Below are 25,981 nucleotides of genomic sequence, written 5' to 3' on the forward strand. Positions count from 1 at the left end.
TTGCTCAAACAGTGGCCTCATCACCAAATGGTAGTGAGGCCATTAATTTTTATCACCCCATCTTTCCTACCTTCAACAGATGAAACGATTTTTTCTTTTTGTCTGCCTGGTGATGAGTATTTGCAGTCTCAAGGCGCAGACTAATACTTCTTATGTGGCCGGACTTGCTACCGGCAAATTGCCTGCGCTGGTATATGGCCTGGGTGAAGACAGGCTGGGCGGCGCCAAACTGGGCTATATCGATTCAAATGTTGTACTGCGCGTGATAGACTCTACTAAAGACCTTTATAAAGTACAGTTGTCAAAGGCCCACACTGCCTATATTGAGAAACCTTATGTTCGCTTCGATACCATTGTGCAGGTGAAACCTTATTACCTCACCAATTCTTTCATGGCCAAAGGCGATTCGCTGTTCGATTATGTAAGCATTCATGTAGACGGGAAATTGCCTTACAAGAGCTGGATGGAAATTGATCCGGCCAGGATCATGGTGGACATATATGGTGTGCAAAGCAATACCAACTGGATCACCCAACTTCGCTCGCTGAAAGAAGTGAAGAATGTGTATTACAACCAGGTAGAAGATGATGTGGTGCGTGTAACTATTGAGCTGCAACACAAACAACATTGGGGTTACAATATTGGTTACAAACGGAACGTACTCACGGTGAGGATCAAAAGACAGCCGGCAGTGCTCGACATACGCAAGCTGAAAATAGCCATCGATGCAGGACATGGAGGAACCAATACAGGCGCATCGGGCGTTAGAACAGGCGCTGAAGAAAAAACATACACCCTGCTTTTTGCCAAAGCATTCGAAAAATACCTGAAGCTCCGGGGCGTTCATAAAATCATCATGACGCGCAGAACCGATACCACTTTCGATAACAAAGACAGGGTATTGTTCTTACAACAGGAGAACCCCGATCTGCTCATCAGCTTTCACCTCAATTCCAGTAATAACGAAGAAGTGAAAGGCGTTAGCACGTATTATAAGCATATCGGTTTTCGTCCGCTTACAACGGCTATTTTACGCAATATGCTTACACTGGGACTGGATGAATTCGGTAACGTAGGCAATTTCAATTTTGCATTGAATGGCCCTACCGATTTTCCCAACAGTCTTGTTGAAATAGCATTCCTGAGCAATGCATCCGATGAAAAGCGTGTGCTGAACGCCAAGTTCCGCGACGATGTAGCTAAAAAAGTATACTTAGGAATTACGCAGTGGTTGCTATCACTGAAATAAATTGCCTAATTAATGCTTTATGAATCTTTCGAAAAATTCCATCGTGCGTAACATCTGATCGATGCGCTGGCGGTTGTTGCCACTGCGGGTAAGTTCATGAGTGCCACCGGGATGCCTTACGTATTCAACGGTGCGGCCTAATACTTTCAGGCTCTTGTACAACATTTCACTTTGTATGACACCCGTGCGTAAATCGTTTTCGCCATGGAAGATGAGATAAGGTGTATGGATGTTCTTCACATAGTTGATGGGCGACTCGTGTTCAATCACTGCTTTCGCTTTTTCTTCCCAGGGATAGCCGCCGAAATAATTCGGTACCAATCGCCATGCATTGCCTTCGCCGAAGAAAGTACCCAACTCATATACGCCGCGTTGTGAACAGGCTGCTTTGAATCGCTGGTCGTGCGAAACGATCCAGGCAACAAGATAGCCGGCATAAGAGCCGCCGGTCACTGCCATACGCGCTGTGTCGATGAAGCCTTCCTCCACTGCTTTGTCCAATGAAGTGAGCACATCGGAAGTAGGACCTGTACCCCAATCGTTGATATTATCCCGCAGGAATGCGGCGCCATAACCACCTGATCCACGGGGATTGCAATACACCACTGCATATCCTTTGGCGCAATAATACTGGAACTCATGCCACATAGAAGCTTCGCCAGGGCCCCACATTGCAGAAGGTCCGCCGTGAATATTTAAAATGGTTGGATATTTTTTACCGGCTTCATAGTTGTATGGTTTCATCATCCAATATTCAACCGTCATGCCCTTGCTGTTCACAAAAGTTTTTTTCTCAGGGAAGCTCAGGTGCTTGTCTTTGATCCAGGCAGTATTGAAGTTGCTGAGCCTTTTTTCATTTTTACCATTGCTATCTGCTACATACAATTCGGATGGATCGGCCACTTCTGTTTTGGCAAATACAATGGCGTTCGGTTTCAACGCATAGCTGTTGAGGCCCACGTTGAAGTCGAACAACGCTTCTACTTTGCGTGTTTGCATGTCAACTCTGTAGAGAGGTGCACCTCCATTGCTTTGGGCAATGAAGTACAAATATTTTTCATCCTTACTCCAGCCGAGTGCGCCCTTGCTGCGATCGAAGGGGATGTTGATGATGTCATTGGCGGTTCCATGCAGCGGCATAACGGCCAGCGTGGGCACATCCACGAAAGAAGTGTTACCGTATTGGAAGGCCAGCCACTTGCCGGAGGGAGAAACAGTTGGACTGTTATAATTCTTTCCGGCCTCACCCAGTATTTTGCGGAGTTGGTGACTGTTCAGGTCAATCAGGTAAATTTCACTTTCCAGCACACGGTCGGGATGCCGCACAGAATCTACATTGCCGCTGATGATAAGCTGTTTGCCATCGGGCGTGAATTCGGCATTGTTGAAACGGTGAAACCCATGCGTTACGGCTACGGGTTGCGCGTCCGGCTGCAGGCCAATCAAAAAGAAATGGGTGAAATACATTTCAGGTGAAGTGGTAGACTCTTCCTGGAAGTTGAGCTTGTTGAATACTTTGGCCTTTTTATCAACGGTGTTGAGATCGAGATAAGCCCTGATCTCCTCGAGGTTGCCATCGGGATCGGGTCTGGCATTGGAGGTTTTGAGTTGTTCATTGCCGGCAAACCCCGGCTTTTCATAAGGCCATTGGGGGATGGCTTTACCTGGATTGAGCAGGGAATCTTTCAGTAATTCCCGCAGGGAGATGCTTGAAGAGAACAGGATCTGATGTCCATCGGGACTCCATTTGGGAGAGGCGGCCCCATATTTCGAATGTGTCAATTGTTGGGGTTCGCCGCCATCGAAAGAGAGTAAAAATACCTGGGGCTTGCCCTCGACCGCCCTGGTGAAAGCCAGTTGTTTTCCATCCGGACTCCAGGTAGGCTGGGTAGCGTTCTCTTTGGAACTGAGCAGGCGCGGGGCCGCTGAGCCGTCAACGGGTACCAGGTATAACTGGTTCACATACTTGTATTCCCATTTGGCATCGCCATCGGGCTCAATGGCAGTAACGCTGAAAACGGCTTTGGAACCATCCGGATTCAACGTAATAGCACCTACCTGCCTGATCTTGAGCATATCGGTTACCTTCACGGGCTCCTGGCCTTTTTGCGCATAGAGCAGGCTGCAGTAACAGCAGCTCAATAGAAGTATGATTTTTTTCATATGTTAGTTTGATGCCGTTAAAATACAAAGAAATGACAGTACAAGCCTGATGGTTTTGTAACTTAGCGGACTCAAATTGGTTTAAGATGTCAGCAGCAGCAACGAGCGCTCCGCTCACCGCGAAAGATTTTGCAACAGACCAGGAAGTAAGGTGGTGTCCGGGTTGTGGTGATTATTCTATACTCGCACAGGTACAGAAAATAATGCCTGGGATAGGCGTACCCAAAGAAAATATTGTTATCATCAGTGGAATTGGCTGCAGCAGCCGTTTCCCTTATTACATGAATACTTTTGGCATGCACTCCATCCACGGACGTGCAACAGCCATCGCCAGTGGGTTAAAAGCCACCAGGCCCGAATTGAGTGTTTGGATCGTAACCGGTGATGGGGATAGTCTCAGCATCGGTGGCAACCATACCATTCACTTGCTGCGCAGGAATTTCGATGTGAATGTACTGATGTTCAATAACCAGATCTATGGGTTAACCAAGGGGCAGTATTCACCTACTTCCGAGCAACAAAAGATTACCAAGAGTACGCCTTTCGGAAGCATCGATCATCCGTTCAATCCGGCTGCACTGGCTATGGGAGCCGATGCCAGCTTTGTGGGCCGCAGTATGGACCGTGATCCCAAGCACCTGCAATACATGCTCACACGTTCGCATCAGCACAAAGGCGCTTCTTTCCTGGAAATATACCAGAACTGTAACATCTTCAATGATGGCGCTTTTGAAGTATTCACTGAAAAATCATCAAAAGCCGATGAGGCGTTGTTCCTCGAACAGGGAAAACCACTGGTATTTGGTGCTACCCAAAACAAGGGTATCAAACTGGATGGTTTAAAACCTGTGGTGGTGGAATTAGGCAACGGTGTCAGCGCTGATGACCTGTGGATACACGATGAGCGTGATTTCTTCAAAGCACAGTTACTGGTTCGTTTGTTCGATGACCCCAATAAAGAAGGCGGCCATTATCCCCGGCCTTTCGGTGTGTTCTTTGAAACAGACCGTGCCTGCTATGAAGATGTGATGAGCATGCAGATAGAAGAGACCATCGCTACCAAAGGAAAAGGCGATCTGGATAAATTGTTGCGCGGCAAAGAGGTTTGGGAAATTGTATAATGCCGGTTGGGTATTAATAAACGCTGTCGCCAATATTATTGCGCATGGCTATCAGCGCTAGTCCTACTCTTGACGATACCTGCAATTTCTGGTACAACAGGTCGCGGAAATTATCGATGACACGTAACGGAACACCCATAACTTCTGCGATCTCGCGGTGTGTTTTTTCTGTACAATAGAGCGCTAGAAATTCTTTCTCTTTTTCATCCAGTTCATTTACCATTTTTTGCTCCTCGTCGTCGGCGCTATTGGTAGACTGGAAATTATGGATGATACTGTCACAGGTAATCCTGTTGAGGTATACGCCTTTATGCATCAGCCCGTCGAGCGCCGCTTTCAGTTCCTGTGGCCGGCAATCTTTCAACAGGAATCCCTTGGCGCCGTTCTTGAACATCCGTATGATGGAACGTTCATCGCTGAGCATGGTCAGCGCCAGTATTTTGATTTGCGGGTAATGGTTGGTGAGCCATAATGCCGTCTCGTACCCATTCATCTCGGGCATGGTGATATCCAGGATAACAATCTCAGGCAGGTTTTCAGGATCCAGTTGTTTGACGAATTGCTTTCCGTTATTAGCTTCAAAAAGAACGGTATAATCGGGAAAAGAATTAATCAATGAAACAAGTCCATTCCTCAGCAGTACATGGTCATCGACCAAGACGATCTTTGTCATAGCAGCGCATTATATATAGATAAACGATCATTTCCAGTTTGGTTTTGAAAAGACAAAACCCATGCCGGAATGATGCGACTACAAATTTGCGGGTTTACAACAGAATAAAATGAGGTGTTTATACGGAATTCGTATGTAGAAAACACTGTTTTTAAAACAGTGTTTTTCACGCGTGACTGTAGAAATCACCTATTGAGTTCCTTATTAGCGAGCTCGAATATTTTTTTCTTTTTCCAATCGTACCAGGGATGCGGAAATGTTTTCTTCATCATTGTGTCAATCGTACGCATTCCAAACAGGTTCCATACACCGCTTAGTTTTCCGGTGAAGGAAGACTGCATAGCACGAAGGCTCATGGCAAATCCGCTGTCGAGGTATTCCATGTGGTGCCAGTATCCGGCAGGCATGAAAAGCGTATCGCCATGTTCCAGTACAGCATCGTATCCCCTGGCCAGTCTGAGTGCAGGGAAGGTTTCGTAATCGGGTGTGCCGTTGCGCTGGTAATAATGGCTGAAATCGGCCAGGCTTAATACTTCAAAAGGTTTGCGGTAGAGTTTGTATTGTTCTTCTTTGGGAAACAACAACACACGCTTTCTACCCACAAACTGTGTATGCAGAATATGACTCAGGTCGATATCAAAATGCATGTGGGTAATGCTGGTAGCGCCGCCTACGAATAACATGGGATAACGTTTTACAAAACCCGTGATCAGTTCATCGGGCCAGGTAAAATCATTGGTGAGTTGTGGTGCGTGTTCGAAAATATTGAAAAGAAAAATGCGCCATCCGGCGGGACCTTTGCGGATCATATCAATGTATTCACCAAAGGTCTTGTAATCGTCGGCCTTGTTGATGGGGGTATATGCATCACTCTTGGTATTATTATAGAGGCCTACTTTTTTATCGCCCACCAGTTGCTTGAAATAATCCCAGTTCCATTTCTCATAAGCCGGCCAGCTTTTAGCCAGGTCTTTTATAATGAGGGGGCGATTGGCTTCGTAATAATTTTTTTTAAAATCTGTCGCACTGATCGAACTTACCACGTCAATAGCCTGTAACTGCATAATGGAAATTTTACATGCAAAAATAAGATGAATGCGCTATTTTTAGGGATGCTTTTGCATATCCATCCGGACAATCCACAACCCCGGCATTTGAAAACTGTTGCAGAATGTCTTTTATCGGGCGGCATCATCATTTATCCTACTGATACAATATATGGACTCGGATGCGATATTTTCCAGCACAAATCGGTGGAACGCATCGCGCGTATCAAACAAATAGAAACCCACAAAGCGCAATTGAGTTTTGTTTGTTATGATTTGAGCGACCTGAGCCAGTATACCAAGAGTACTTCCACGCCCCTGTACCGTTTATTGAAAAGTCATTTGCCCGGTCCTTATACTTTTATCCTGCCGGCCAGTAAGGAAGTCCCTAAAATTTTACAGAGCAAAAAGAGTACCATAGGGCTCAGGGTGCCCGATAACCGCATTGCCCGAGGCATTGTACAAGAACTGCGCCACCCTATATTATCTGCTTCTTTGCCAGGGGAAATGGTGGAAGAATACACGGATCCCGAACTGATCTATGAGAAATTCGGCAGCCAGGTAGACATCGTGATCAATGGCGGTATCGGCGGTATGATACCTTCTACGGTGATCGACTGCACGCACGATACTTATGAAGTGATCAGGGAAGGAGCAGGTGTGGTGGATTTTTGATGATGTTGAAACTGTGCCGGTGGTATTTACACAAACCATGTTTTTCAATGGCAGTCCTGTGATCGGCTGTTCCGTACCCTTTGTTGCAATCCCATTTGTATTGCGGAAATTCCAGGTGCAGCTCCTGCATAAAAGCATCGCGGTATGTTTTGGCGAGAATGCTTGCGGCGGCGATGCTGGCATAAATACCATCGCCTTTGACAATGCAACGATGCGGCGTTTGCCGGTAAGGGATGAAGCGGTTGCCATCGATGAGCAACAACTGTGGTGAAGTTGTTAACCGATCAATGGATAAATGCATGGCCTTGTAAGAAGCTTTGAGGATGTTGATGCGGTCGATCTCGTGATTGTCTACCTGCGCCACTGCCCAGGCGATGGCGGCAGATTCTATCACAGGTCTCAATGATTCACGTTGCGTTGCAGAAAGTTGTTTACTGTCGTTCAACAATGGATGATGAAAATCGACCGGCAGGATCACTGCCGCTGCAAATACCGGCCCTGCATAACAACCCCTGCCTGCTTCATCACAGCCCGCTTCTATCAGCTCCGTTTGAAAATGCGATTGTAACACGCGGTAAAATTCAACATTCCGATTCATATCTCCCAATACAGTTTCAGTACCTTTGTGCCATTCTGAAAAAGGAGTTATGGATACAACGGCACGTTCTTCGAAATTAGTAGCCACCTGGTTATTGGTGGGAGTGGGTATGACAGTGATACAGATTGCACTGGGAGGCATTACCCGTTTAACGGGAAGCGGGTTGTCTATTACCGAATGGGATGTGATCACAGGCGCGCTGCCTCCTTTGAATGAGCAGCAATGGATGGCGGAATTCGATAAATACAGGCAAACGCCGCAATCTCATTTGTTGAATTTCGATTTTACCCTCTCCGATTTTAAATTCATTTTTTTCTGGGAATGGTTTCATCGCTTATGGGCCAGGCTCATTGGTGTAGTGTTTGCCATGGGGTTTGGCTGGTTCCTGCTGAAAGGATATTTCAAAAAAGAAATGATCAGACCGCTCCTCATCTTGTTTTTACTGGGCGCTTTACAGGGAGCCGTAGGCTGGATCATGGTAGCCAGTGGTTTAACGGGCGATGCCGTATATGTGAAACCTACCCGGCTGGCCCTGCATTTCATATTTGCACTGGGACTACTCTGCTACACTTTCTGGTTTGCTCTGCAGCTATTGGTGAAAAAAGAACAGTTAACCTATAACACCGGTGCGAGAAAATGGAATTGGTTATTGCTTTGCCTGCTGGTAATACAATTATTATATGGTGCATTGATGGCCGGACATAAAGCGGCTACAGCGGCGCCCAGCTGGCCTACCATCAATGGACAGTGGATACCGGAGAAAATGTTTGCCAATGAACATTTCCTGCTCAACTTCATCGACAACAAAACGTTAATCCATTTTATACATCGGGGGCTGGCGTATTTGTTGCTGGTATTGATTGTTATCTGGACGTTGCGATTGTTTAAAACAAAAGGAACAGGGTTATTCGATCGCACCAAATGGATGCCGCTGGCTGTAGTAAGCTTGCAGGTATTGCTGGGCATTGCAGCAGTACTCACCAGCACCGGTATCGTACCGGGTAAATGGGGTATATTTGAATGGATGGCGCAATTGCACCAACTAATAGGCATGTTGTTGTTGCTGTCACTGGTGTGGATGCTGTATATTGTGCGAAGGGAAAGAGCGGTAGTGGAATAAAGCAGCAACTGCTATAAAAAAATGGTCTTGGTTGTATGAAAAAATACCTGGTTGGTTTCTGGTTCTCACTGCCTGTTCAGCTTTTACTCTTGCACCTCCGCAGGTACCAGGTATTCCTGTTGTTCTGGTATATTTTATTTGCCACGGTAGCCGGCGATTTCATGCATACATTCGGTGCAGATTCTCTTTTCCTGGCGCCTGAATATTTTGGCGAGGTGAGTCCGATCAGTACCGGCATTGTGGGTTTTTCACTTGGTGTGTTCATCATGAGCTGGAACATCACCACTTTCATCCTGCACAGCAAGCATTTGAAATTCCTTGCTACCACAGCGCAGCCATTTTTAAAATATTGTATCAACAATGCGGTGATACCGCTCGTTTTCCTGGTGTTTTATTTCATCAAAGCCGTGAGTTATGCACGCGAGCAGGAATTGTTTCCTTTATCGGAAGTATTGCTCATGGTAGGAGGATTTGGAGTGGGCATTATTTTGTCCATACTCATCGCATTCATTTATTTTTTCGGTGCCGATAAAACCATTTACAGGAGTATGGCCAATGTGATTACCACGGCTAATACCCGTTATGCAGAGATATCGAAGAACAATCCACTACCCAAAGAAAAGACCGACCTGAAAGTAGATTGGTTCCTGAGTGCCAGCCTGCACCTGCGCAAACCCAGGGATGTGCGGCACTACAGCCAGGACTTCCTCGATACCATTTTCAAACGGCACCATTTTGCGGCCGTTATTGCCATACTGGTTGCGTTCATTTTCCTGGTGGCATTGGGATATATTTCAGATACCCGCTTGTTCCAGTTACCGGCCGCTGCCAGTATCACCGTATTCTTTGCCATACTGATCGCGGGAGCAGGTGCTATCTCCTTGTTTTTACATAGCTGGAGTCTGTTGTTGCTGGTATCGATCTATGTGGGAATGAATTTTTTGTACCAGCACAATATCATCGATCCGCGCAACAAAGCGTACGGACTGAAATACGAGGGCAAAGAAGAAAGACCTGTTTACAGTCGCGAGTCGGTAATGAAGATGGCTACCCGTGAAAACATGGAGGCAGACAAAAAACAGTACCTCGAAATACTGAACCGGTGGAAAGCCAAACAGGGAAGCGATAAGCCCATCGTATACATCATAAACACCAGCGGAGGCGGTACGCGAAGCGCTACCTTCACCATGAATGCATTGCAAAGGCTCGACAGCATGATGGGTGGTGAATTGATGAAAAGGACATTGCTCATCACAGGTGCTTCGGGTGGTACACTGGGCGCTGCTTATTTCAGGGAACTGTACCTGGAGAAACTGAAAGGGAATTCGATCAACCTCCACGACGGGCAATACGTTGATAATATTTCAAAAGACCTGCTGAGTCCTTTGTTCTCTTCTTTTGTAACGCGCGATATCATGGGCCCCGTACAGAAATTCAACAAGTTCGGCTACCAGTATTCCAAAGACCGTGGTTATGCTTTTGAACAGAAGCTCAGTGAGAATACCCATGGGGTGCTTGATAAACGGTTGAAGGATTATGCAATACCGGAGCAAACGGCACAGATACCTTTCATGTTCTTCAATTCCGTTATTAACCGCGATGGAAGAAAAATGATCATCGGAACCCACCCGGCGAGATTCCTGATGCGTCCCATGACCGATGTTGCACGCATCACTCCTTTCGATGCCGATGCGGTAGACTTCCATACATTCTTTGCCAAACAGGATGCGATGAACCTGAGTATCTTATCGGCATTGCGCATGAATGCCACTTTCCCTTATGTATTGCCCAATGTATGGCTGCCTTCAGACCCGGTGATCGATGTGATGGATGCGGGGTTACGCGATAACTTCGGACAGGAAACGGCACTCCGTTTTATTGACGCATTCAAAGACTGGTTCCAGCAGAATACCAGCAAAGTGGTGTTATTGCAGTTGCGCGACAGGGGGCTGGGCGATTGGGAGCGGCCTTTCGAATCGAGTAACCTGATGGACTGGCTCACCAAGCCTTTTTTACTCTTGCAGAATAACTGGTACAAATTGCAGGACTATTATCAGCACGATCAACTGGAATATTTCTTTGAAGGGTATGGGTTGCAATTTCACCGGCTTTGTTTTCAATACGTACCCTCCCGCAACGATGCGCCGGCCAGCCTGAGCTTTCACCTTACCGCAGCAGAAAAAAGAGACATTGCACTGGCATTGGATAACCCGCTCAACAAACGCGAATTTATGAAGCTGGAACGTATCATGAAATAAGCATCAGGGCTGTATCAACTGAAAATAGTCTTTCAGCAATTTTATATTGAATTCTCCCGCGGTTTCCCTGGGTTCGCCATCGATATGCAGCGGCGCCAGTTTGAGGTTGCGGATGGTGAGTGCAGGCGTTTGAAAATACAGGATGTCTTTCTTACCCATGTCATCTACCAACTGTTGCAGTTTATTGTTGCCGCGTATTTGCCGGAGGATGGCAAAGGGCAGTTTGGCTTTGTTCATTTTCTGCGCGATCACTATGTCGAGCAAACCGTCGTGCAGACTGGCCTGCGGCGCAATGGTGAAATGATTGCCGAACTGGTTGCTGTTGGCGATGCTGATGAAAAAAGCTTCTGCGAAAAAAGAAAAATTATCGAGTACGATCTCGAACTGGTAAGGATGTGCTTTGAAATAATGCAGGATGCTTTGTTGTGCGTAGGTGAACAATCCGCGGGTGGCTTTAGTAGAAAAATCATAGGCGACCTGTGCATCGAAGCCAATGCCACTGAGCATGCAGGAGTATTCATTGTTCACCATGAATGCATCAACGGGGGCGGCTTTGCCTGCGAAAATGAGCGACAATGCCTGCTGTGGTTTAGATGGTATGCCTGCGGCCAGCGCCAACCCGTTACCTGAACCCACCGGTATGATGCCAAATTGAACAGAAACGTTACGCAGCGACCGGGTTACCTGGTTCACGGTACCGTCGCCACCAATGATCACGATATCGGTAATTTTTTCGGCCAGCACTTTATCGCGCAGCCAATCGTAATTACCGGTAGCATTGGTGTTGGTCATTTCATACGAAATGCCCTGTGCGCTTGTTTCCCGCTCTACCAATTTTTTGATGCCCTCTTTTTTGGCAGTTCCCGAAATAGGATTGACGAGATACACTATTTTTCTTTCCATCATCAAAAGTTAATGTTCATGCCCGGCTTAGTGTGTTGTATTCTGGTGCAATGCTAAACATTATTCAGTGTTAATGCCCTAAAATGGTGTTAATGATGTAGAGTGGTTACCGGTTTCAGCATCAGCACATCCTGCATGAAGTTGGTCGTGGCTGCTTCCACAGCCGGAATATCTTTGGAAACAATAATTGAGCCTAACACATGCGCGCCGGCGTTGGGAATGGCTTCCATTTTTTTCTGTGCCGGTAAAGTGCCCAGCTGTTCAAACATATCCTTCATGGCCGCCACTTTCACCACGGGATCCTGGTGCTGTTCGTCTTTATAATAATAGAGCATCAGCACCGGCTGCTTTACGCTGGAGAAAGCTTCGGTATTCATGGTAGTCTCCAGCAGTTCTTCCAGTTGTGTGAGGGCTTCGAGCCGGTATTGGGTATACCAGTATTGTTTGTAGGCACTGTCTTTACCGGTAATGACGTTGTAATCGGACTTTTTCACCAGCCGCGCTATCTGCAATCCCCAATGATCGTTGAGCAGCCAGGCATTGGGGTCGTTGATGGCAATATTGGGTGAAAGGAGGATGAGTCCGGCTATATCCGGATAAGCGGCTGCCAGCTGCAAGGCCAGGGTGCCGCCTGTGGAAGTGCCCATCAATATTACTTTGTCACCCAATTGTTTGCCAATGCTATAGGCCTGTTTGGCGGTTTCCCAGAGATCATCGGCTGTCATGTGCACCAGTGCGTCACTGGTATCGATACCATGGCCTGCGAGCCTGGAGAGATATAAGTTGCAACCAAATTGCCTGGCGATATCGCGGTGAACGGGATTGCCCTCTTCCTGGCTGGCGCTGAAACCATGCAGGTACACGATGGCATAAGGTGTTTTTTGTTTGAGGGAATCGTTGGCCCATACAATACGTGCTTCATTATCGGGTTTGATCTTGTGTGCGGCTTCTATATGGGTTACATATTGTTCCAATCCTGCTGCGATGGCCGGAACAGCCGGCAGATCTTTATTATAAACAGGCTTCGAAGGACGCGGACCTAACAAAAAGATAATAAATAGTATGGCGATTATCAGCAATATTCGCGAGAAGGAACGCATAAACAGGGGATTTACTTAAAACTAAGGAAGATAGCTGATATTTTGCCCTGCGCGCGTAAAATCGTACCTTTGCAGCTTCAAATTTTTACATGGAAATAAGAAACATTGCCATCATCGCACACGTAGACCATGGCAAAACAACATTGGTGGATCGGATCTTGCATGCCACCAAGGTATTCCGCGACAACCAGGAGACTGGTGAACTGATCATGGATAACAACGACCTCGAAAGAGAAAGGGGTATCACCATCTTCAGTAAGAACGCCGCGGTTACTTATAACGGTATCAAGATCAATGTGATAGATACCCCGGGCCACAGTGATTTCGGTGGAGAGGTAGAAAGGGTACTCAAAATGGCCGACGGTGTGATACTGCTGGTAGATGCTTTTGAAGGCCCTATGCCCCAGACCCGTTTCGTACTGCAGAAAGCCCTGCAGCTGAACCTGCACCCGATTGTAGTGATCAATAAAGTGGATAAGGCCAATTGCCGTCCCGATGAAGTGCACGACGCCGTGTTCGAATTGTTCTTCAACCTCGACGCTACTGAAGAGCAGCTCAACTTCCCCACATATTATGGAAGTGGGAAAAACGGCTGGTTCAACGACAGTTTAACACCTACAGATAATATCCTTCCGTTGATGGATGGTATTCTCAAATATGTACCTGCTCCCAAAGTATCGGAAGGTACTTTGCAGTTACAGATCACTTCACTCGATTATTCTTCTTTCTTAGGTCGTATTGCAGTGGGTAAAGTAACCCGCGGCAGCATCAAGGAAAACCAACTGATCGCACTGGTACAGGCCGATGGTTCTGTTAAGAAAAGCCGGGTGAAAGAATTGTATGTGTTTGAAGGAATGGGTAAACGTAAGGTGACGGAAGTGTTGTCGGGCGATCTTTGTGCGGTAGTGGGACTGGAAGATTTCAACATCGGTGATACCATTGCCGATGCAGAGAATCCTGAAGCGTTGCCCATTATCAGCGTGGATGAGCCTACCATGAGTATGACTTTCAGCATCAACAACTCGCCTTTCTTTGGTAAGGATGGTAAGTTCGTTACCTCGCGTCACCTGCGCGACCGTTTGATGAAAGAAACTGAAAAGAACCTGGCACTGCGTGTAGAAGATACGGATAGCGCCGATAGTTTCCTGGTGTACGGAAGGGGTATCCTTCACCTGGGTGTACTGGTAGAAACCATGCGCCGCGAAGGATATGAACTGACTGTGGGCAACCCGCAGGTGCTGGTGAAAACCATCGATGGCAAAAAGAACGAACCTTATGAGAACCTGGTGGTAGACGTGCCTGCTGAATTCAGCGGCAAAGTGATTGACCTGGTAACACAACGCAAAGGTGAAATGCAGGTGATGGAAAGTAAGGGAGAGATGCAGCACCTGGAATTCGAGATTCCTTCAAGGGGCTTGATCGGACTGCGTTCGCAAATGTTGACCAATACAGCAGGTGAAGCCGTGATGGCGCATCGCTTTATTGAATACAAACCCTGGAAAGGGCCCATCCCCGGGCGTAACAATGGTGTATTGATCTCTAAATTCCAGGGGACTACTACAGCTTATTCTATCGACAAACTCCAGGATCGTGGTAGTTTCTTCATCGATCCGGGAGAAGAAGTTTATGCTGGACAGATCATCGCTGAGCATATCAAACCCGGTGACCTGAATGTGAACGCTGTGGAAGCCAAGAAGCTCACCAACCACCGTGCAAGCGGTAGTGATGACAGTGTACGCATTACGCCAAAATTACAGTTTACGCTGGAAGAGTGCATGGAATACATACAGCAGGATGAGTGTATTGAGGTAACCCCCAAATCCATCCGTATGCGTAAAACCATATTGAACGAAGAAGACAGGAAGAAAGCATCGAGGAGTATGCAGTCAGAAGCAGTTGGATAAAGCCTTTCTTCAACAGATAAAAAAGAAAAAGCCATCAGCAATATGCGATGGCTTTTTTCTTGATTCTCTCACAAATATATTGTGGTATGCAGGGATTAGTTTTTGCGAACCACTACATCGGTGATCTCACGTGTGTTCACGTCGATGTTGAATACTTCACGGAAGCTTTCTTTAGCATCCTGGATCAGGAAAGTGAGGTGGTTCACGCTGAAAGCAGGCAGTTTAAATGACTTCACGAAGTTTTTGTCATTGTAAGTTGCGCTATAGAGGTTGTCTCCGTTTTCGTCCAGTACGGTGAGGTTGAATTTGCGACCAGCCTGGTTGTCATATTTAACAGTGAATGACAGGAGTTGGTCGTTGTCAACGCCGATGTATTTGATTTCAGGCTTAACGATGGTGTTAGCTACTGAATCTACATGTTTAGGACTGGCAGTTCCGTTGGTTGCATGCGCTGTAGTAGAGAAAAGTACAGCTACAGATAAAATACTACCCAGAACGATTGTTTTTGCAATGTTTGTTTGCGTTTTCATAAATTTTTCTTTTTTAAAGGTTTAAAATGAATTTCGCAGGCAAAAGATCTCCAGGCAAGCAATAAACATACTCGTTATTCGTGCACGTAAGGCAAAGACAGATGATTCGTAGGCTTAAGAGAAATCGAAGAGGTACAAGCGGGAAATTAGAACCATTTCGATCGAAGTATCAGCGTGTAGCTACACTGATTAATACTAGAATGGGACAAAGGTAACCCCTGATTTGAAAAAAAATGCAAAAAGAAGGTTAGGGAATTGTAAAAACTAGGCCGCAGGCTTGTTCAAGGTCTCCCAAAGCAGGTCTTTCAGCTCATTCAGTCCTGTATTGGTAACAGATGAAATAAAAAGACTGGGTATACCGGCAGGCAGTTCTTTTTTAATGGCGTCTTTCAGTTCATCATCGAGCATATCGCTTTTGCTTACGGCAATGACGAAATCTTTCTGCAGCATATCGGGATTATATTCTTCCAGTTCATTGCGTAAAATGTTGAACTCTTTCCGGTGATCGGTACTATCGGCCGGTATGAGGAACAATAGGATGGAGTTGCGTTCTATATGACGCAGGAAACGATGCCCAAGTCCTTTTCCTTCCGCAGCTCCTTCGATAATACCGGGAAGATCGGCTACGCAGAATGATTTGGAGTCGCGGTATTCCACCATGCCCAGTTGAGGAATGAGGGTGGTGAAGGCGTAATTAGCTATTTTGGGTTTGGCTGCTGTAATCACCGAGAGCAGGGTAGATTTGCCCGCATTGGGAAACCCTACCAGCCCCACATCGGCCAACACTTTGAGTTCCAGGTTTTTCCATCCCTCCACGCCCGGTTCGCCGGGCTGTGCATGATCGGGTGCCTGGTTGGTGGGTGTGGCGAAATTGCTGTTGCCCAGTCCGCCGCGGCCACCCTTCATCCATATAATTTCCTGTCCGTCTTCCAATATTTCGGCTTCTATTGCATCGGTTTCTTCATTTCTCGCTACCGTGCCAAGGGGTACTTCTATAATGATATCTTTTCCATCGCGACCGGTGCAATTGTTTTTGCTGCCGTTTTCGCCGTTCTCGGCCAGTACATTCTTAAAATAACGGAGGTGCAGTAAAGTCCATAACTGGGCATTGCCTTTGAGGATGATATGACCGCCGCGGCCGCCGTCGCCGCCATCCGGACCGCCCTTGGCAGTTAATTTATTGCGCATGAAATGTTTTGCTCCGGCGCCACCGTGGCCGCTGCGGGCAAAAATGCGGATATAGTCTATGAAATTGTTCTTGTCGGACACTGCTTAGCGGTTGAAACCATGCTGAATAATGGCGCGAAGGTACAATAATGTTATGGGTTCCGTGTCTGGTTCCAGGTTTTATAACCGGCGGTGGCCTGCTCTTCGCTTGTTTCGTTGGGCATACTCCTGAGTGGTTCCACTGGGTGCCAGTGCTGGCGCATAGTTTCAGGAAGCGATTGATAAAGCTGCGTGCCTTCCGTTTTCCATCGCATCATTTCATCGCTCACGGCTTTGATCCGTTTGGCGGGATTGCCTACGATGAGACTCCTGTTCTCAAACTGCTCATCGGCTTTGATAAAACTCAGTGCACCTACAATGCATTCATCACCCAATATTACATTGTCCATGAGCACGCTGTTCATACCGATTAGGCAGTTGCGGCCGATGGTGGCCCCGTGTATCACTGCACCATGACCAATATGCGCGTTTTCTTTCAGCAACACGGTAGTGCCGGGAAACATGTGAATAGTGCAGTTCTCCTGCACATTGCATCCATCTTCAATGATGATCTTTCCCCAATCGCCGCGGATGGCGGCGCCGGGACCAATGTAAACATCCCTGCCGATGATTACATGGCCGGTTACAGCAGCCTGCGGATGTAGGAAAGCTGATTCGTGTATAATAGGTATATGTTGTTGAAAAGCGTAGACCATCCATAAAATTACCCAAAATAAATCTTCAAAATATTAGTCTACTAATTTGGTAGATTAATATGAACACACTAATATTGCCTCATGAAATCGAACAGCATTACTATTTACCATGTCCGGTCCGGACGATGTTGTTGTACCAGCAACATTTGATTTTTATATCTACTATTTATTGCACAAATCGTTTTTGGTCATGTGGCCGAGTGGTAAGGCACAGGTCTGCAAAACCTTATACGGTGGTTCAAATCCACCCATGGCCTCGATAATGACAGGTTATCGTACAAGCAATCGAGAAGAGCGGGACTGCATTTTTATGCGGTCCCTTTTGTTGCATGCCTGCACTTGGAATGATCGGCCCGTTTCTGATGTCTGTGAAAAGAAATTTTCAATTTATGGAAGCATTGAACCGGGCTTTTATGAAAATCTCTTAATTTCAGCGTCATTAAGCCAATACGATTGCACGAAGAAGCCAAATTACTGTCATTACTTGCTGGAGGAAGCGAATATGCTTTTCAGGTATTGTATGACCGCTATCGTGCCCGTATTTACCAAACGGCTATTCGTTATCTTAAATCGCCACTGCTTGCGCAGGAAGTGGTACAGGATGTTTTCCTGAAGCTATGGTTTAAAAGGGCCACTATCAATGAAGAAAAGGGCATAGAAGCCTGGCTGTACACTATTGCCAAAAACAACATCATCAACAGGCTGAAAAAAATCGCCAGAGAATGGAAAGCACTGGATGGTTATAAATTGGTGTCTGCCGCTGTAACAGACAATACCGCTGATAAGATGCAGGATGCATTTTACAATGAACTGCTGCAACAAGCCATCCGCGAATTACCTGAACAACAACAAAAAGTCTTCCAACTGGCTCGTTTTGAGCAACTTACCTATATACAAATTGGAGAGCAGATGGGGCTTTCCCCTTTAACTGTAAAAACGCATATGTCGAGAGCACTTGCTCATATCAGGCGTTTCTTTGAAGAACACGGTGAAATTTTTTTTTCAATCCTTGTACTCCTGTCTTTTCGTTGAGTTGTATTATGTAGTAACCGGGGTGCCAAATCTCCGTTTGCTTGTCTATGAATAAAGCGGAACGCTTTCAATACCTTCTTCAACGGTATGTTGCCGGCGACATTACCAGTGCAGAGCATGAGGAGTTGTTTGAATATCTGTCTGCGCACGAGTTCGATGAGCAATTAGGAGAGAACATTCTTCAAGACCTGGCAAGCCAGCAGGAATACGGACAGACCGATCTTCCTCCCCATATTTCCCAGGAGATCATACACAACATTTTTGCTGCGGAAAAAAACACCCAAACCATATTACCTGTGACCAAAAAGGTGATGCCCCTTTGGAAATGGGTAGCCGCCGCTTCGGCTATTTTGATGGTCGTCTCCTCTTATTGGTTCTATACCCATAAGTATTCAATGCATGACAGGAATTTTGCTTCGATCATTCCCGGAACAGACCTCATTCAGAAAAATAATACGGATACACAACAAGTAATTCTGCTCAATGATGGGAGCAAGGTTTTCCTCAGACCGAAAAGTACCCTGCATTACCCGGTCAGCTTCAATACAACTACAAGAGAAGTCTATCTGCAAGGGGAGGCATTTTTTGAAGTAGCCAAAAATCCGAAAAAACCATTCCTGGTCTTCTATAATAATATTGTTACCCGTGTATTGGGTACCAGCTTTACTGTTAATACCAATACAGAAACGGGTAATGTTGAAGTGTCGGTGAGAACAGGTAGGGTGCAGGTATATGAGAATGACCGGTTATTACAATCAGCTTCATCCCCCAAAGGGGTTATAGTTACGCCTAATCAGCGTGCGGTGTATAAACATACGAACCGGGCTTTTGAAGTGACGTTGGTTGAAGCGCCGCAGCCAATAGCAGCGAACGAGCAAGAGCCGTTAAATAGCAACAACCTCCAGCCATGGGCTTTTATATATGAGCAGGAAAAGCTGAAAAACATTTTTAGTCAGTTGGAGAAAGCGTATGGTATTGAGATCGTGGTTGAAAATACCAACCTGTATAATTGTGTTTTTACGGGCGATATCTCTGTGTCCGATTTATTTACCAAGCTTAAGATCATTTGCCTTACTACCAACGCTTCCTTTGAGGTCAACGGAACAAAGATCCTGATCAAAGGAAAGGGATGTAATTAATTATCAAAACCCCCAAACAAACTGTATGAATAAGAAGAAAATGTACCTGCCCCCTTGATATATACGATGCGGCAACTATGCTGCAACAGCTAAAAAAGCAGAGCCGGTTGTGGTGGTGCACAACCAGCTCCTATAGCTTTTTCAAGCTCTCGTTTTCGTCCCAAAACATTGTTGAACAAAAACATAACAAATTTATGAAAAATAAGCAACGGATAGTTGCTTCTATGCTGATTGCCATGAGATTTACTGCCATACAGATAGTGATGTCTATTGTATTTGCCGGGACTCTTTTTGCCAGCGAAGCAAACAGCCAGACTGTTTTACAAAAATCGTTCAATATCACCGCTGAACACGTACAACTCAAAAAGCTGATTGTAGCTATTGAGCAACAGACCAAAGTGAAGTTCAGCTTCAGCGCCAATATGATCAATGCAGAAAAGGTCATTACGTATACAGCCAGGAATAAACGGATCGCAGATTTCCTGGATGAAGTGCTGAAACCCTCCAATATCGGGTACCAGGTGATCAACGATCGCATCATCCTCTTTCCCCTCATCAACAACCCGCCTAAAGAATCAACCAATAAAACAGAAGAAAAGGCGACTTCAAAAGAGGAACGAACCGTTTCAGGAACGGTGGCCAATGAAAAAGGCGAACCCTTGCCGGGCGTGACTGTTACGGAGAAAGGATATGCCAATACCGCCATCACCGATGAAAAAGGTGTTTTCTCCATAAAAGTATCGGGTAGAAATTCCATTCTTGTCTTCAGCAGTATTGGATATGAAAGCACGCAACAGCCTGTTGCCATGGCTTCTGCAGTTGACATTGTATTGAAAGCCACTACCCAATCACTGAACGATATAGTGGTGGTAGGATACGGCTCGCAAAAAAAGAAAGACCTTACCGGTGCGGTATCTTCTGTTAATACCAATGAGCTGAAATCATTACCGGTAGCCAATATCGGCGAAGCGCTCCAGGGAAGATCATCCGGTGTACAGGTTGTATCATCGGGTGCTCCGGGCAGCAATGTAACGTTTCGCATCAGGGGAACCGGTACCATCAATAACAGTGATCCTTTACTGGTGATCGATGGTGTGCCTACCGATATACCGTTGAATACGTTAAGTCCGGATGATATTGCCAGCATTGAAATATTGAAAGACGCTTCGGCATCGGCCATCTACGGCTCCCGCGGAGCCAATGGTGTGGTCATCATTACAACCAAGAGGGGCATATCTGGCAAAAGCTCGCTTGAATTTAAAATGTTTGCCGGTCAGCAAAAGGCCGACCATGTAGTGCAAATGCTCAATGCATCGCAATTTGCCAGCCTGCACAACGAAATGATGGCCAACAACGGGCAACCGCAGAATCCCGCTTATGCCAACCCGGGAAGTTTGGGTAAAGGAACCGACTGGTTAGGCGCTTTGTTTCAGACCGCTCCTATTCAGAGTTATTCACTGGCCTATTCAGGAGGCGGGCCTAAGTCTACTTACTATGTATCGGGCACCATGCTGGACCAGAAAGGCATTGTGTACAATACCGGCTATAAAAGATATACGGTACAGTTCAACAGCGAGTCTAAAGTGTTCGACTGGCTTAAGTTTGGAAATAACCTGACACTGAACCATGATGCCAAATACAACGGTAATTACGACATACGCAATACAATGGCGGCATTGCCCGTTCAGCCCATCTATAATGCAGATGGAACGTACAGCGGTCCTGTTGGACAAGCTTCCTGGTACGGCGATATCATTAACCCGATAGGTAAGGCCACCATTGTTGACAATACTACGAATGGTTATAATGTACTGGGTAATATTTATACTGAAGTAACACTGTTCAAAGACCTGAAGTTTAAATCTACCGGTGGCGTGCAGGCCGTGTTCTGGGATAACCGTACATGGTCGCCTAAATACAACTGGCAGCCGATTCCGCAACCAAACAGTTATCTTTTTCAGCAATCGAATAAAAGCTTAACCTGGTTATGGGATAACTACCTCACATACGATAAATACTTCGCCTCCAGGCATCATCTTACTTTATTGGCCGGTAGCAGTGCGCAGAATAACCGCTATGATTACATGAATGGTTCTGTACAAAATTTTGCAAGCGATAATACACAGCAATTGAATAATGGTACATCGCAACAAACCATCAGCGGTAACGCGAGTGAATGGGCTTTGCTTTCTTTCATCGGTCGTGCCAATTATACATACGATAATAAATACCTGGTTACAGCTACCCTTCGCAGGGATGGAAGCAGCCGCTTTGGTGAAAATCATCGGTGGGGTTGGTTCCCATCGGGGTCTTTGGCCTGGCGTATTTCAGAAGAAAAATTCATGAAGCCGCTGAAATGGGTCAATGATCTTAAAGTGCGTATTGGTTATGGTATCACGGGAAATCAGAATATTGGCAATTACTCATTTGCTTCCGTTCTGCAAACCATTCAATACAACTTTAATGGCCAGACTGTAAATGCAGTAGTGCCCCAGGCAATTCCCAACCCGGGTGTTCGTTGGGAAGAGGTACAACAAAGCAATATAGGTATAGATGCATTGTTGCTGGATGGAAGGATCAGCGTAACAGCCGATGCTTATATCAAGAATACCAACAACATGCTGGTACCGATGAGTGTTCCCATTTCAACGGGATATTCCGATATCATTGTACCCAGCATCAATGCCGGGAAGGTACAGAACAAAGGCATAGAGCTGAATATCACTACCCGCAACACGAAAGGTGCGATTGAATGGAACACCAGTTTCAATATCTCATATAACAGCAATAAAGTGGTTAGTCTTAACGACAGCACCCCTCTTTATACCGGGAGCATTGGCCTTAACCAGAATCTTTCCATCCAGAAAAATGGCCTGCCGGTGAATTCCTTTTATGGTTTTGTAACCAATGGAATTTTTCAAACCCAGAAAGAAGTGGGTGACTATGCCGTGCAGGTTCCGGGAAGCGATCCGTTCAACCGTACATCGCCTGGCGATATCAGGTTCCGCGATCTGAATAACGATGGTAAAATCGATGACAATGACCGTACCTATATCGGCAACCCCAACCCCCGTTTCATTTTTGCCATGAACAACAGTTTTACATGGAAGCATTTCGACCTGGGCATTTTTATGCAAGGTGTGCAGGGCAATGCTATTTTCAATGCCAACAGGATTTACCAGGAGGGCATGGCTGTGGCGCAGAATCAAACAATGGCTGTACTCAACCGCTGGACGGGTGCCGGCAGCAGCAATACGATGCCTCGTGCCATTTTCAATGATCCCAATAAAAACACAAGGGTGTCTGACCGTTTTGTGGAAGATGGAAGCTATATCAAAATAAAGAATGTAACGATTGGATATACTTTGCCCAAACGCCTCATACAAAAGGCAAAGATGCAAACAGCAAGGATTTATCTGTCGGCACAAAACCTGGTAACATTCACAAAATACAAAGGCTTTGATCCGGAAGTGCCTGTTAACGGGATAGACCTGAATGTGTATCCCGTAACGAGGACCCTTAGTGCAGGGATTAACCTGATCTTTTAATTGATTAAAATGATTACCATGCGAACCTTACAATATATAGCTGCTGTTATACTGGTTACCGGTATCAGCAGTTGCCAAAAATACCTGGACAAAGCTCCTCTGGACAGTATCAATACTGCCAACTTTTTCAAAACAGAATCGGATGCCGTTGCCGCGATCAATGGTGCTTATCAGCCATTACAATGGCCCAAACTGTATAACCTCCGGATATGGACCAGCGATATCTGGGCCGGTAACAGCATTGTGGGTGCAGGCGGCGGAACCGATGGAATAGAAACACAGGATATTTCCAATTTTGTAACCTCTACCGATAACGCAGCTGCACTGGACATCTGGCGCGGGCCTGCTCCCGGTATCTTACGATGCAACCTGGTGCTCAAAAACGTACCGGGGATGAATATCAACCAGAACCTTAAGAATCGTATCCTGGGTGAAGCCTATTTTCTCCGGTCGCATTATTACTTTATACTGGTACGGTTGTTTGGTGATGTACCGTTGATAACAGAACCTCAAACACCGGAAGATAACCTGCGTCCTTCGAGGGCACCCAAAGCACAGGTGTATGATCTCATCATCAAAGACCTGCAGCAGGCAATTAACCTGTTACCGGACCGGTCTGCTTATAATGGTGCAGATATCGGACGAGCCAGTAAAGGCGCTGCTATGGGAATGCTGGCCAAAGTAAACCTCACCCTGGGAAAATATACCGAAGCAGTGAACCTGTGCAGGCAAGTGACCGGGCTTGGGTATGCACTCAACACCAACTATTCCGATAATTTCAACCCGGCTACCAAGAATTCAAGTGAGAGTATTTTTGAAGTGCAATACTTTGGTAAAACCAGTTACAGTTTCTGGAGTAATGAAAACCAGGCCAGCTGGGTGAGTACCTTCACCGGGCCGCGTAACGCCGATTTCGTTGCCGGGGGGTACGGTTGGGATCAACCCACCACCGAATTCGTGAACCAATATGAAGCCAACGATAACCGTAAGGATAAAACATTGCTGTATGTTGGCGGCCCCTCTTTTGACAACAAACAATATCAGTCGTCTTATTCTGTAACAGGGTATAACCTGCGCAAATTCCTGGTTCCAAAATCGGTGTCACCCGATTATGATACCAATCCAGCCAATTGGCCGGTATTGCGTTACAGTGATGTTCTGCTGATGGAAGCGGAAGCATCCTGTGAACTCAATAATCTTTCCGATGCGCTGGTGCCCTTGAACAAAGTGAGACAGCGGGCCGGATTGCCGGCTTTGAGTGGATTGAACCAGGCTGACCTGAGAGAAAGAATCCGAAAGGAAAGAAGGATGGAGCTGGCATTTGAAGGACAGCGCTGGTTTGATCTCATTCGTTACGACAATGGGCAATATGCGGCTTCATTCCTGAAAAGCATTGGTAAAACCAATTTTGCTCCCAAACATTTATTGTTACCGATTCCGCAAAAAGAGATCGACGCCAATCCTAATCTCACACAGAATGCGGGATACTGATAACCAACCTTAAAAGTAAAATCATGAAATACGCTCAATATATAATGACCGTTTTGGTCATGGTAATGGTCATGTGCGGTTGCAAGAAAGAAAACTATGCCGAATTGAATAAAGGTAATATTGCATTGACCTTATCGGCTTCAACCAATACAGTTGTATTGCAGGAAAAGAACAGGGATAATGATGCGTTGATATTGAACTGGACATCGGGCAGCAACAAAGGCACCAATGCATCTATCCGGTACACGCTTCAGCTGGCGAAACAAGGCACGAATTTTGCAAACCCCATCAGCTTGGATATGGGCCTGGCCGTTTATTCCAACAAATTCTCGGTTAGTACATTGAATGATTCACTCAGGAACCATTTCAATGCTACACCCGGCACGGTATTTATGCTGGAAACGAGAATAATAGCGCAGACACAGGCAGCCGGTATCAGTGCAGATACATCTCCTGTTGCTGTGATCAGTGTTACCACTTATCAACCGGTTACCAAAACATTGTACCTGATAGGCGATGCGGCGCCCAATGGCTGGGATAATACGAAAGCCGTTGCTTTAACAGCTATTGCAACGGAGCCGGGAGGATTTACATGGACGGGACAGCTGAACATAGGTGATTTCAAATTCCTGACTACACTTGGTCAGTGGATACCCACTTATAATAAAAGTGCTGCAGCAGCAGATTCACTGTTCTATAGAACCGATTTTGGGCAGGCCGATGATAAATTCCATATTTCTGCTAACGGTATCTATACACTTAAGCTCAACCTGTTGAGTATGAAAATTGCGATCAGTCAGCCTGTACAACCCACGGCCCCACCTTATAGCCGCTTATGGATCGTTGGAGATGCAACACCCAATGGCTGGAACATCAGTGCACCCAATGAAATGCGTGTTGACAGTGGTAATATGTTTGTGTTCAATTACAATGAACTGTTGAATGCGGGAGAATTCAAGATACCTACTGCAACAGGAAACTGGGGTACCGATTATTATATGCCTTTGGCAAACCATCCGGCTTTATCGGCAACAGATGTGCAACTGGTACGAGGTGGTAGTCCGGATAACAAATGGCAGATCACAACAGCTGGGCCTTATAAGATCAAACTGGACCTGCTGAACATGAAGATCAACATCCAACCATTTACGCCGTATAAACAATTGTGGCTGGTAGGTGATGCCACGCCGGTTGGCTGGAATATCAACAGCCCGGCGCCCATGACTGCCGACCCCACAAATCCCTACCTCTTTACCTGGCAGGGCGCTATGACGGCAGGAGAGTTTAAAATACCTACTACAACGGGAAACTGGGGCTGCGATTATTTTATGCCCATGGTGAATCACCAACCGATCAGCAGTACACTTGCCAAATTCATTCCTTCAGGTAACCCGGATAATAAATGGCAGATCACTGTTCCCGGAAACTACAAGATCACATTGGACCAGTTGCATGAAACGATCCTGATACAGAAGCTATAGCAATGATGATCGTTAGTATTTAATTCGA

Annotated in this window: 20 protein-coding genes and 1 tRNA gene; 12 read left to right on the top strand and 9 right to left on the bottom strand. The window is 46.1% G+C overall.

Going from position 1 to position 25,981, the window contains the following annotated elements; translation table 11 throughout:
* Positions 1-79: 79 nt before the first annotated feature.
* Positions 80-1,249, top strand: a complete 1,170-nt coding sequence (locus SEDOR53_RS0105705; protein WP_026768854.1) for an N-acetylmuramoyl-L-alanine amidase — start codon at positions 80-82, stop codon at positions 1,247-1,249.
* Positions 1,250-1,258: 9 nt separating this feature from the next.
* Here SEDOR53_RS0105705 and SEDOR53_RS0105710 read toward each other — a convergent pair whose 3' ends face one another.
* Positions 1,259-3,412, bottom strand: a complete 2,154-nt coding sequence (locus SEDOR53_RS0105710; RefSeq protein WP_026768855.1) for a S9 family peptidase — start codon at positions 3,410-3,412, stop codon at positions 1,259-1,261.
* An 86-nt stretch (positions 3,413-3,498) separates the two neighbouring features.
* Here SEDOR53_RS0105710 and SEDOR53_RS0105715 point away from each other — a divergent pair, with 86 nt between their 5' ends.
* Complete coding sequence (locus SEDOR53_RS0105715) at positions 3,499-4,533, top strand: 2-oxoacid:ferredoxin oxidoreductase subunit beta (RefSeq protein WP_026768856.1); 1,035 nt, start codon at positions 3,499-3,501, stop codon at positions 4,531-4,533.
* Positions 4,534-4,546: 13 nt separating this feature from the next.
* Here SEDOR53_RS0105715 and SEDOR53_RS0105720 read toward each other — a convergent pair whose 3' ends face one another.
* Both SEDOR53_RS0105720 and SEDOR53_RS0105725 read right to left on the bottom strand, forming a co-directional pair.
* Positions 4,547-5,206 carry a response regulator transcription factor gene (locus SEDOR53_RS0105720; protein ID WP_026768857.1) on the bottom strand — a complete coding sequence of 220 codons (660 nt, stop codon included), beginning with the start codon at positions 5,204-5,206 and terminating at the stop codon, positions 4,547-4,549.
* 185 nt (positions 5,207-5,391) lie between these two features.
* Positions 5,392-6,270, bottom strand: coding sequence for a cupin-like domain-containing protein (locus tag SEDOR53_RS0105725; protein WP_051416512.1), 879 nt, complete (start codon positions 6,268-6,270; stop codon positions 5,392-5,394).
* 90 nt (positions 6,271-6,360) lie between these two features.
* Between SEDOR53_RS0105725 and SEDOR53_RS0105730 the strand changes: the two genes are divergently transcribed.
* Entirely contained in the window at positions 6,361-6,927 is a 567-nt protein-coding gene (locus SEDOR53_RS0105730; RefSeq protein ID WP_232214724.1) for an L-threonylcarbamoyladenylate synthase, read from the top strand.
* On the opposite strand, the gene SEDOR53_RS0105735 is transcribed toward SEDOR53_RS0105730, so the two are convergent.
* Positions 6,896-7,525: a ribonuclease HII gene (locus SEDOR53_RS0105735; protein WP_232214725.1), complete on the bottom strand. Its 630-nt coding sequence runs from the start codon at positions 7,523-7,525 to the stop codon at positions 6,896-6,898. The genes SEDOR53_RS0105730 and SEDOR53_RS0105735 overlap by 32 nt on opposite strands.
* A gap of 49 nt (positions 7,526-7,574) precedes the next feature.
* Between SEDOR53_RS0105735 and SEDOR53_RS0105740 the strand changes: the two genes are divergently transcribed.
* A complete protein-coding gene (locus tag SEDOR53_RS0105740; protein ID WP_026768861.1) occupies positions 7,575-8,645 on the top strand; it encodes a COX15/CtaA family protein in 1,071 nt (356 codons plus the stop codon).
* A 35-nt stretch (positions 8,646-8,680) separates the two neighbouring features.
* Positions 8,681-10,903, top strand: a complete 2,223-nt coding sequence (locus tag SEDOR53_RS0105745) for a patatin-like phospholipase family protein (RefSeq protein ID WP_026768862.1) — start codon at positions 8,681-8,683, stop codon at positions 10,901-10,903.
* Between the two features lie 3 nt (positions 10,904-10,906).
* Here the strand turns inward: SEDOR53_RS0105745 and SEDOR53_RS0105750 are convergent, their stop codons facing one another.
* Both SEDOR53_RS0105750 and SEDOR53_RS0105755 read right to left on the bottom strand, forming a co-directional pair.
* Positions 10,907-11,806, bottom strand: a complete 900-nt coding sequence (locus tag SEDOR53_RS0105750) for a diacylglycerol kinase family protein (RefSeq protein WP_026768863.1) — start codon at positions 11,804-11,806, stop codon at positions 10,907-10,909.
* Positions 11,807-11,895: 89 nt separating this feature from the next.
* Positions 11,896-12,906, bottom strand: a complete 1,011-nt coding sequence (locus tag SEDOR53_RS0105755) for a carboxylesterase (protein ID WP_026768864.1) — start codon at positions 12,904-12,906, stop codon at positions 11,896-11,898.
* 89 nt (positions 12,907-12,995) lie between these two features.
* Between SEDOR53_RS0105755 and typA the strand changes: the two genes are divergently transcribed.
* On the top strand, positions 12,996-14,810 hold the full coding sequence (gene typA, locus SEDOR53_RS0105760; protein WP_026768865.1) for a translational GTPase TypA: 1,815 nt from the start codon (positions 12,996-12,998) through the stop codon (positions 14,808-14,810).
* A gap of 95 nt (positions 14,811-14,905) precedes the next feature.
* Here typA and SEDOR53_RS0105765 read toward each other — a convergent pair whose 3' ends face one another.
* From SEDOR53_RS0105765 to SEDOR53_RS0105775, 3 genes are all read right to left on the bottom strand, one after another.
* Entirely contained in the window at positions 14,906-15,340 is a 435-nt protein-coding gene (locus SEDOR53_RS0105765) for a hypothetical protein (RefSeq protein WP_026768866.1), read from the bottom strand.
* Positions 15,341-15,604: 264 nt separating this feature from the next.
* Positions 15,605-16,609: a GTPase ObgE gene (gene obgE, locus SEDOR53_RS0105770; RefSeq protein WP_026768867.1), complete on the bottom strand. Its 1,005-nt coding sequence runs from the start codon at positions 16,607-16,609 to the stop codon at positions 15,605-15,607.
* 50 nt (positions 16,610-16,659) lie between these two features.
* Entirely contained in the window at positions 16,660-17,262 is a 603-nt protein-coding gene (locus SEDOR53_RS0105775; protein WP_026768868.1) for a transferase hexapeptide repeat family protein, read from the bottom strand.
* A gap of 186 nt (positions 17,263-17,448) precedes the next feature.
* Between SEDOR53_RS0105775 and SEDOR53_RS0105780 the strand changes: the two genes are divergently transcribed.
* The 6 genes from SEDOR53_RS0105780 to SEDOR53_RS0105810 all read left to right on the top strand — a co-directional run bounded on the left by SEDOR53_RS0105780 (position 17,449) and on the right by SEDOR53_RS0105810 (position 25,953).
* Positions 17,449-17,519, top strand: a tRNA-Cys gene (locus tag SEDOR53_RS0105780).
* A gap of 196 nt (positions 17,520-17,715) precedes the next feature.
* Positions 17,716-18,294 (top strand): RNA polymerase sigma factor, encoded by a 579-nt coding sequence (locus tag SEDOR53_RS0105790; RefSeq protein ID WP_026768869.1) that lies wholly within the window; start codon positions 17,716-17,718, stop codon positions 18,292-18,294.
* A gap of 47 nt (positions 18,295-18,341) precedes the next feature.
* Positions 18,342-19,433: a FecR family protein gene (locus SEDOR53_RS0105795; RefSeq protein ID WP_026768870.1), complete on the top strand. Its 1,092-nt coding sequence runs from the start codon at positions 18,342-18,344 to the stop codon at positions 19,431-19,433.
* Positions 19,434-19,627: 194 nt separating this feature from the next.
* A complete protein-coding gene (locus SEDOR53_RS0105800) occupies positions 19,628-22,981 on the top strand; it encodes a TonB-dependent receptor (protein WP_198018816.1) in 3,354 nt (1,117 codons plus the stop codon).
* An 18-nt stretch (positions 22,982-22,999) separates the two neighbouring features.
* Entirely contained in the window at positions 23,000-24,472 is a 1,473-nt protein-coding gene (locus SEDOR53_RS0105805) for a RagB/SusD family nutrient uptake outer membrane protein (RefSeq protein WP_026768872.1), read from the top strand.
* A 23-nt stretch (positions 24,473-24,495) separates the two neighbouring features.
* Entirely contained in the window at positions 24,496-25,953 is a 1,458-nt protein-coding gene (locus SEDOR53_RS0105810; RefSeq protein WP_026768873.1) for a SusF/SusE family outer membrane protein, read from the top strand.
* Positions 25,954-25,981: the final 28 nt, after the last annotated feature.

This window comes from Asinibacterium sp. OR53, from assembly GCF_000515315.1.
Taxonomy (GTDB): Bacteria; Bacteroidota; Bacteroidia; order Chitinophagales; family Chitinophagaceae; genus Sediminibacterium.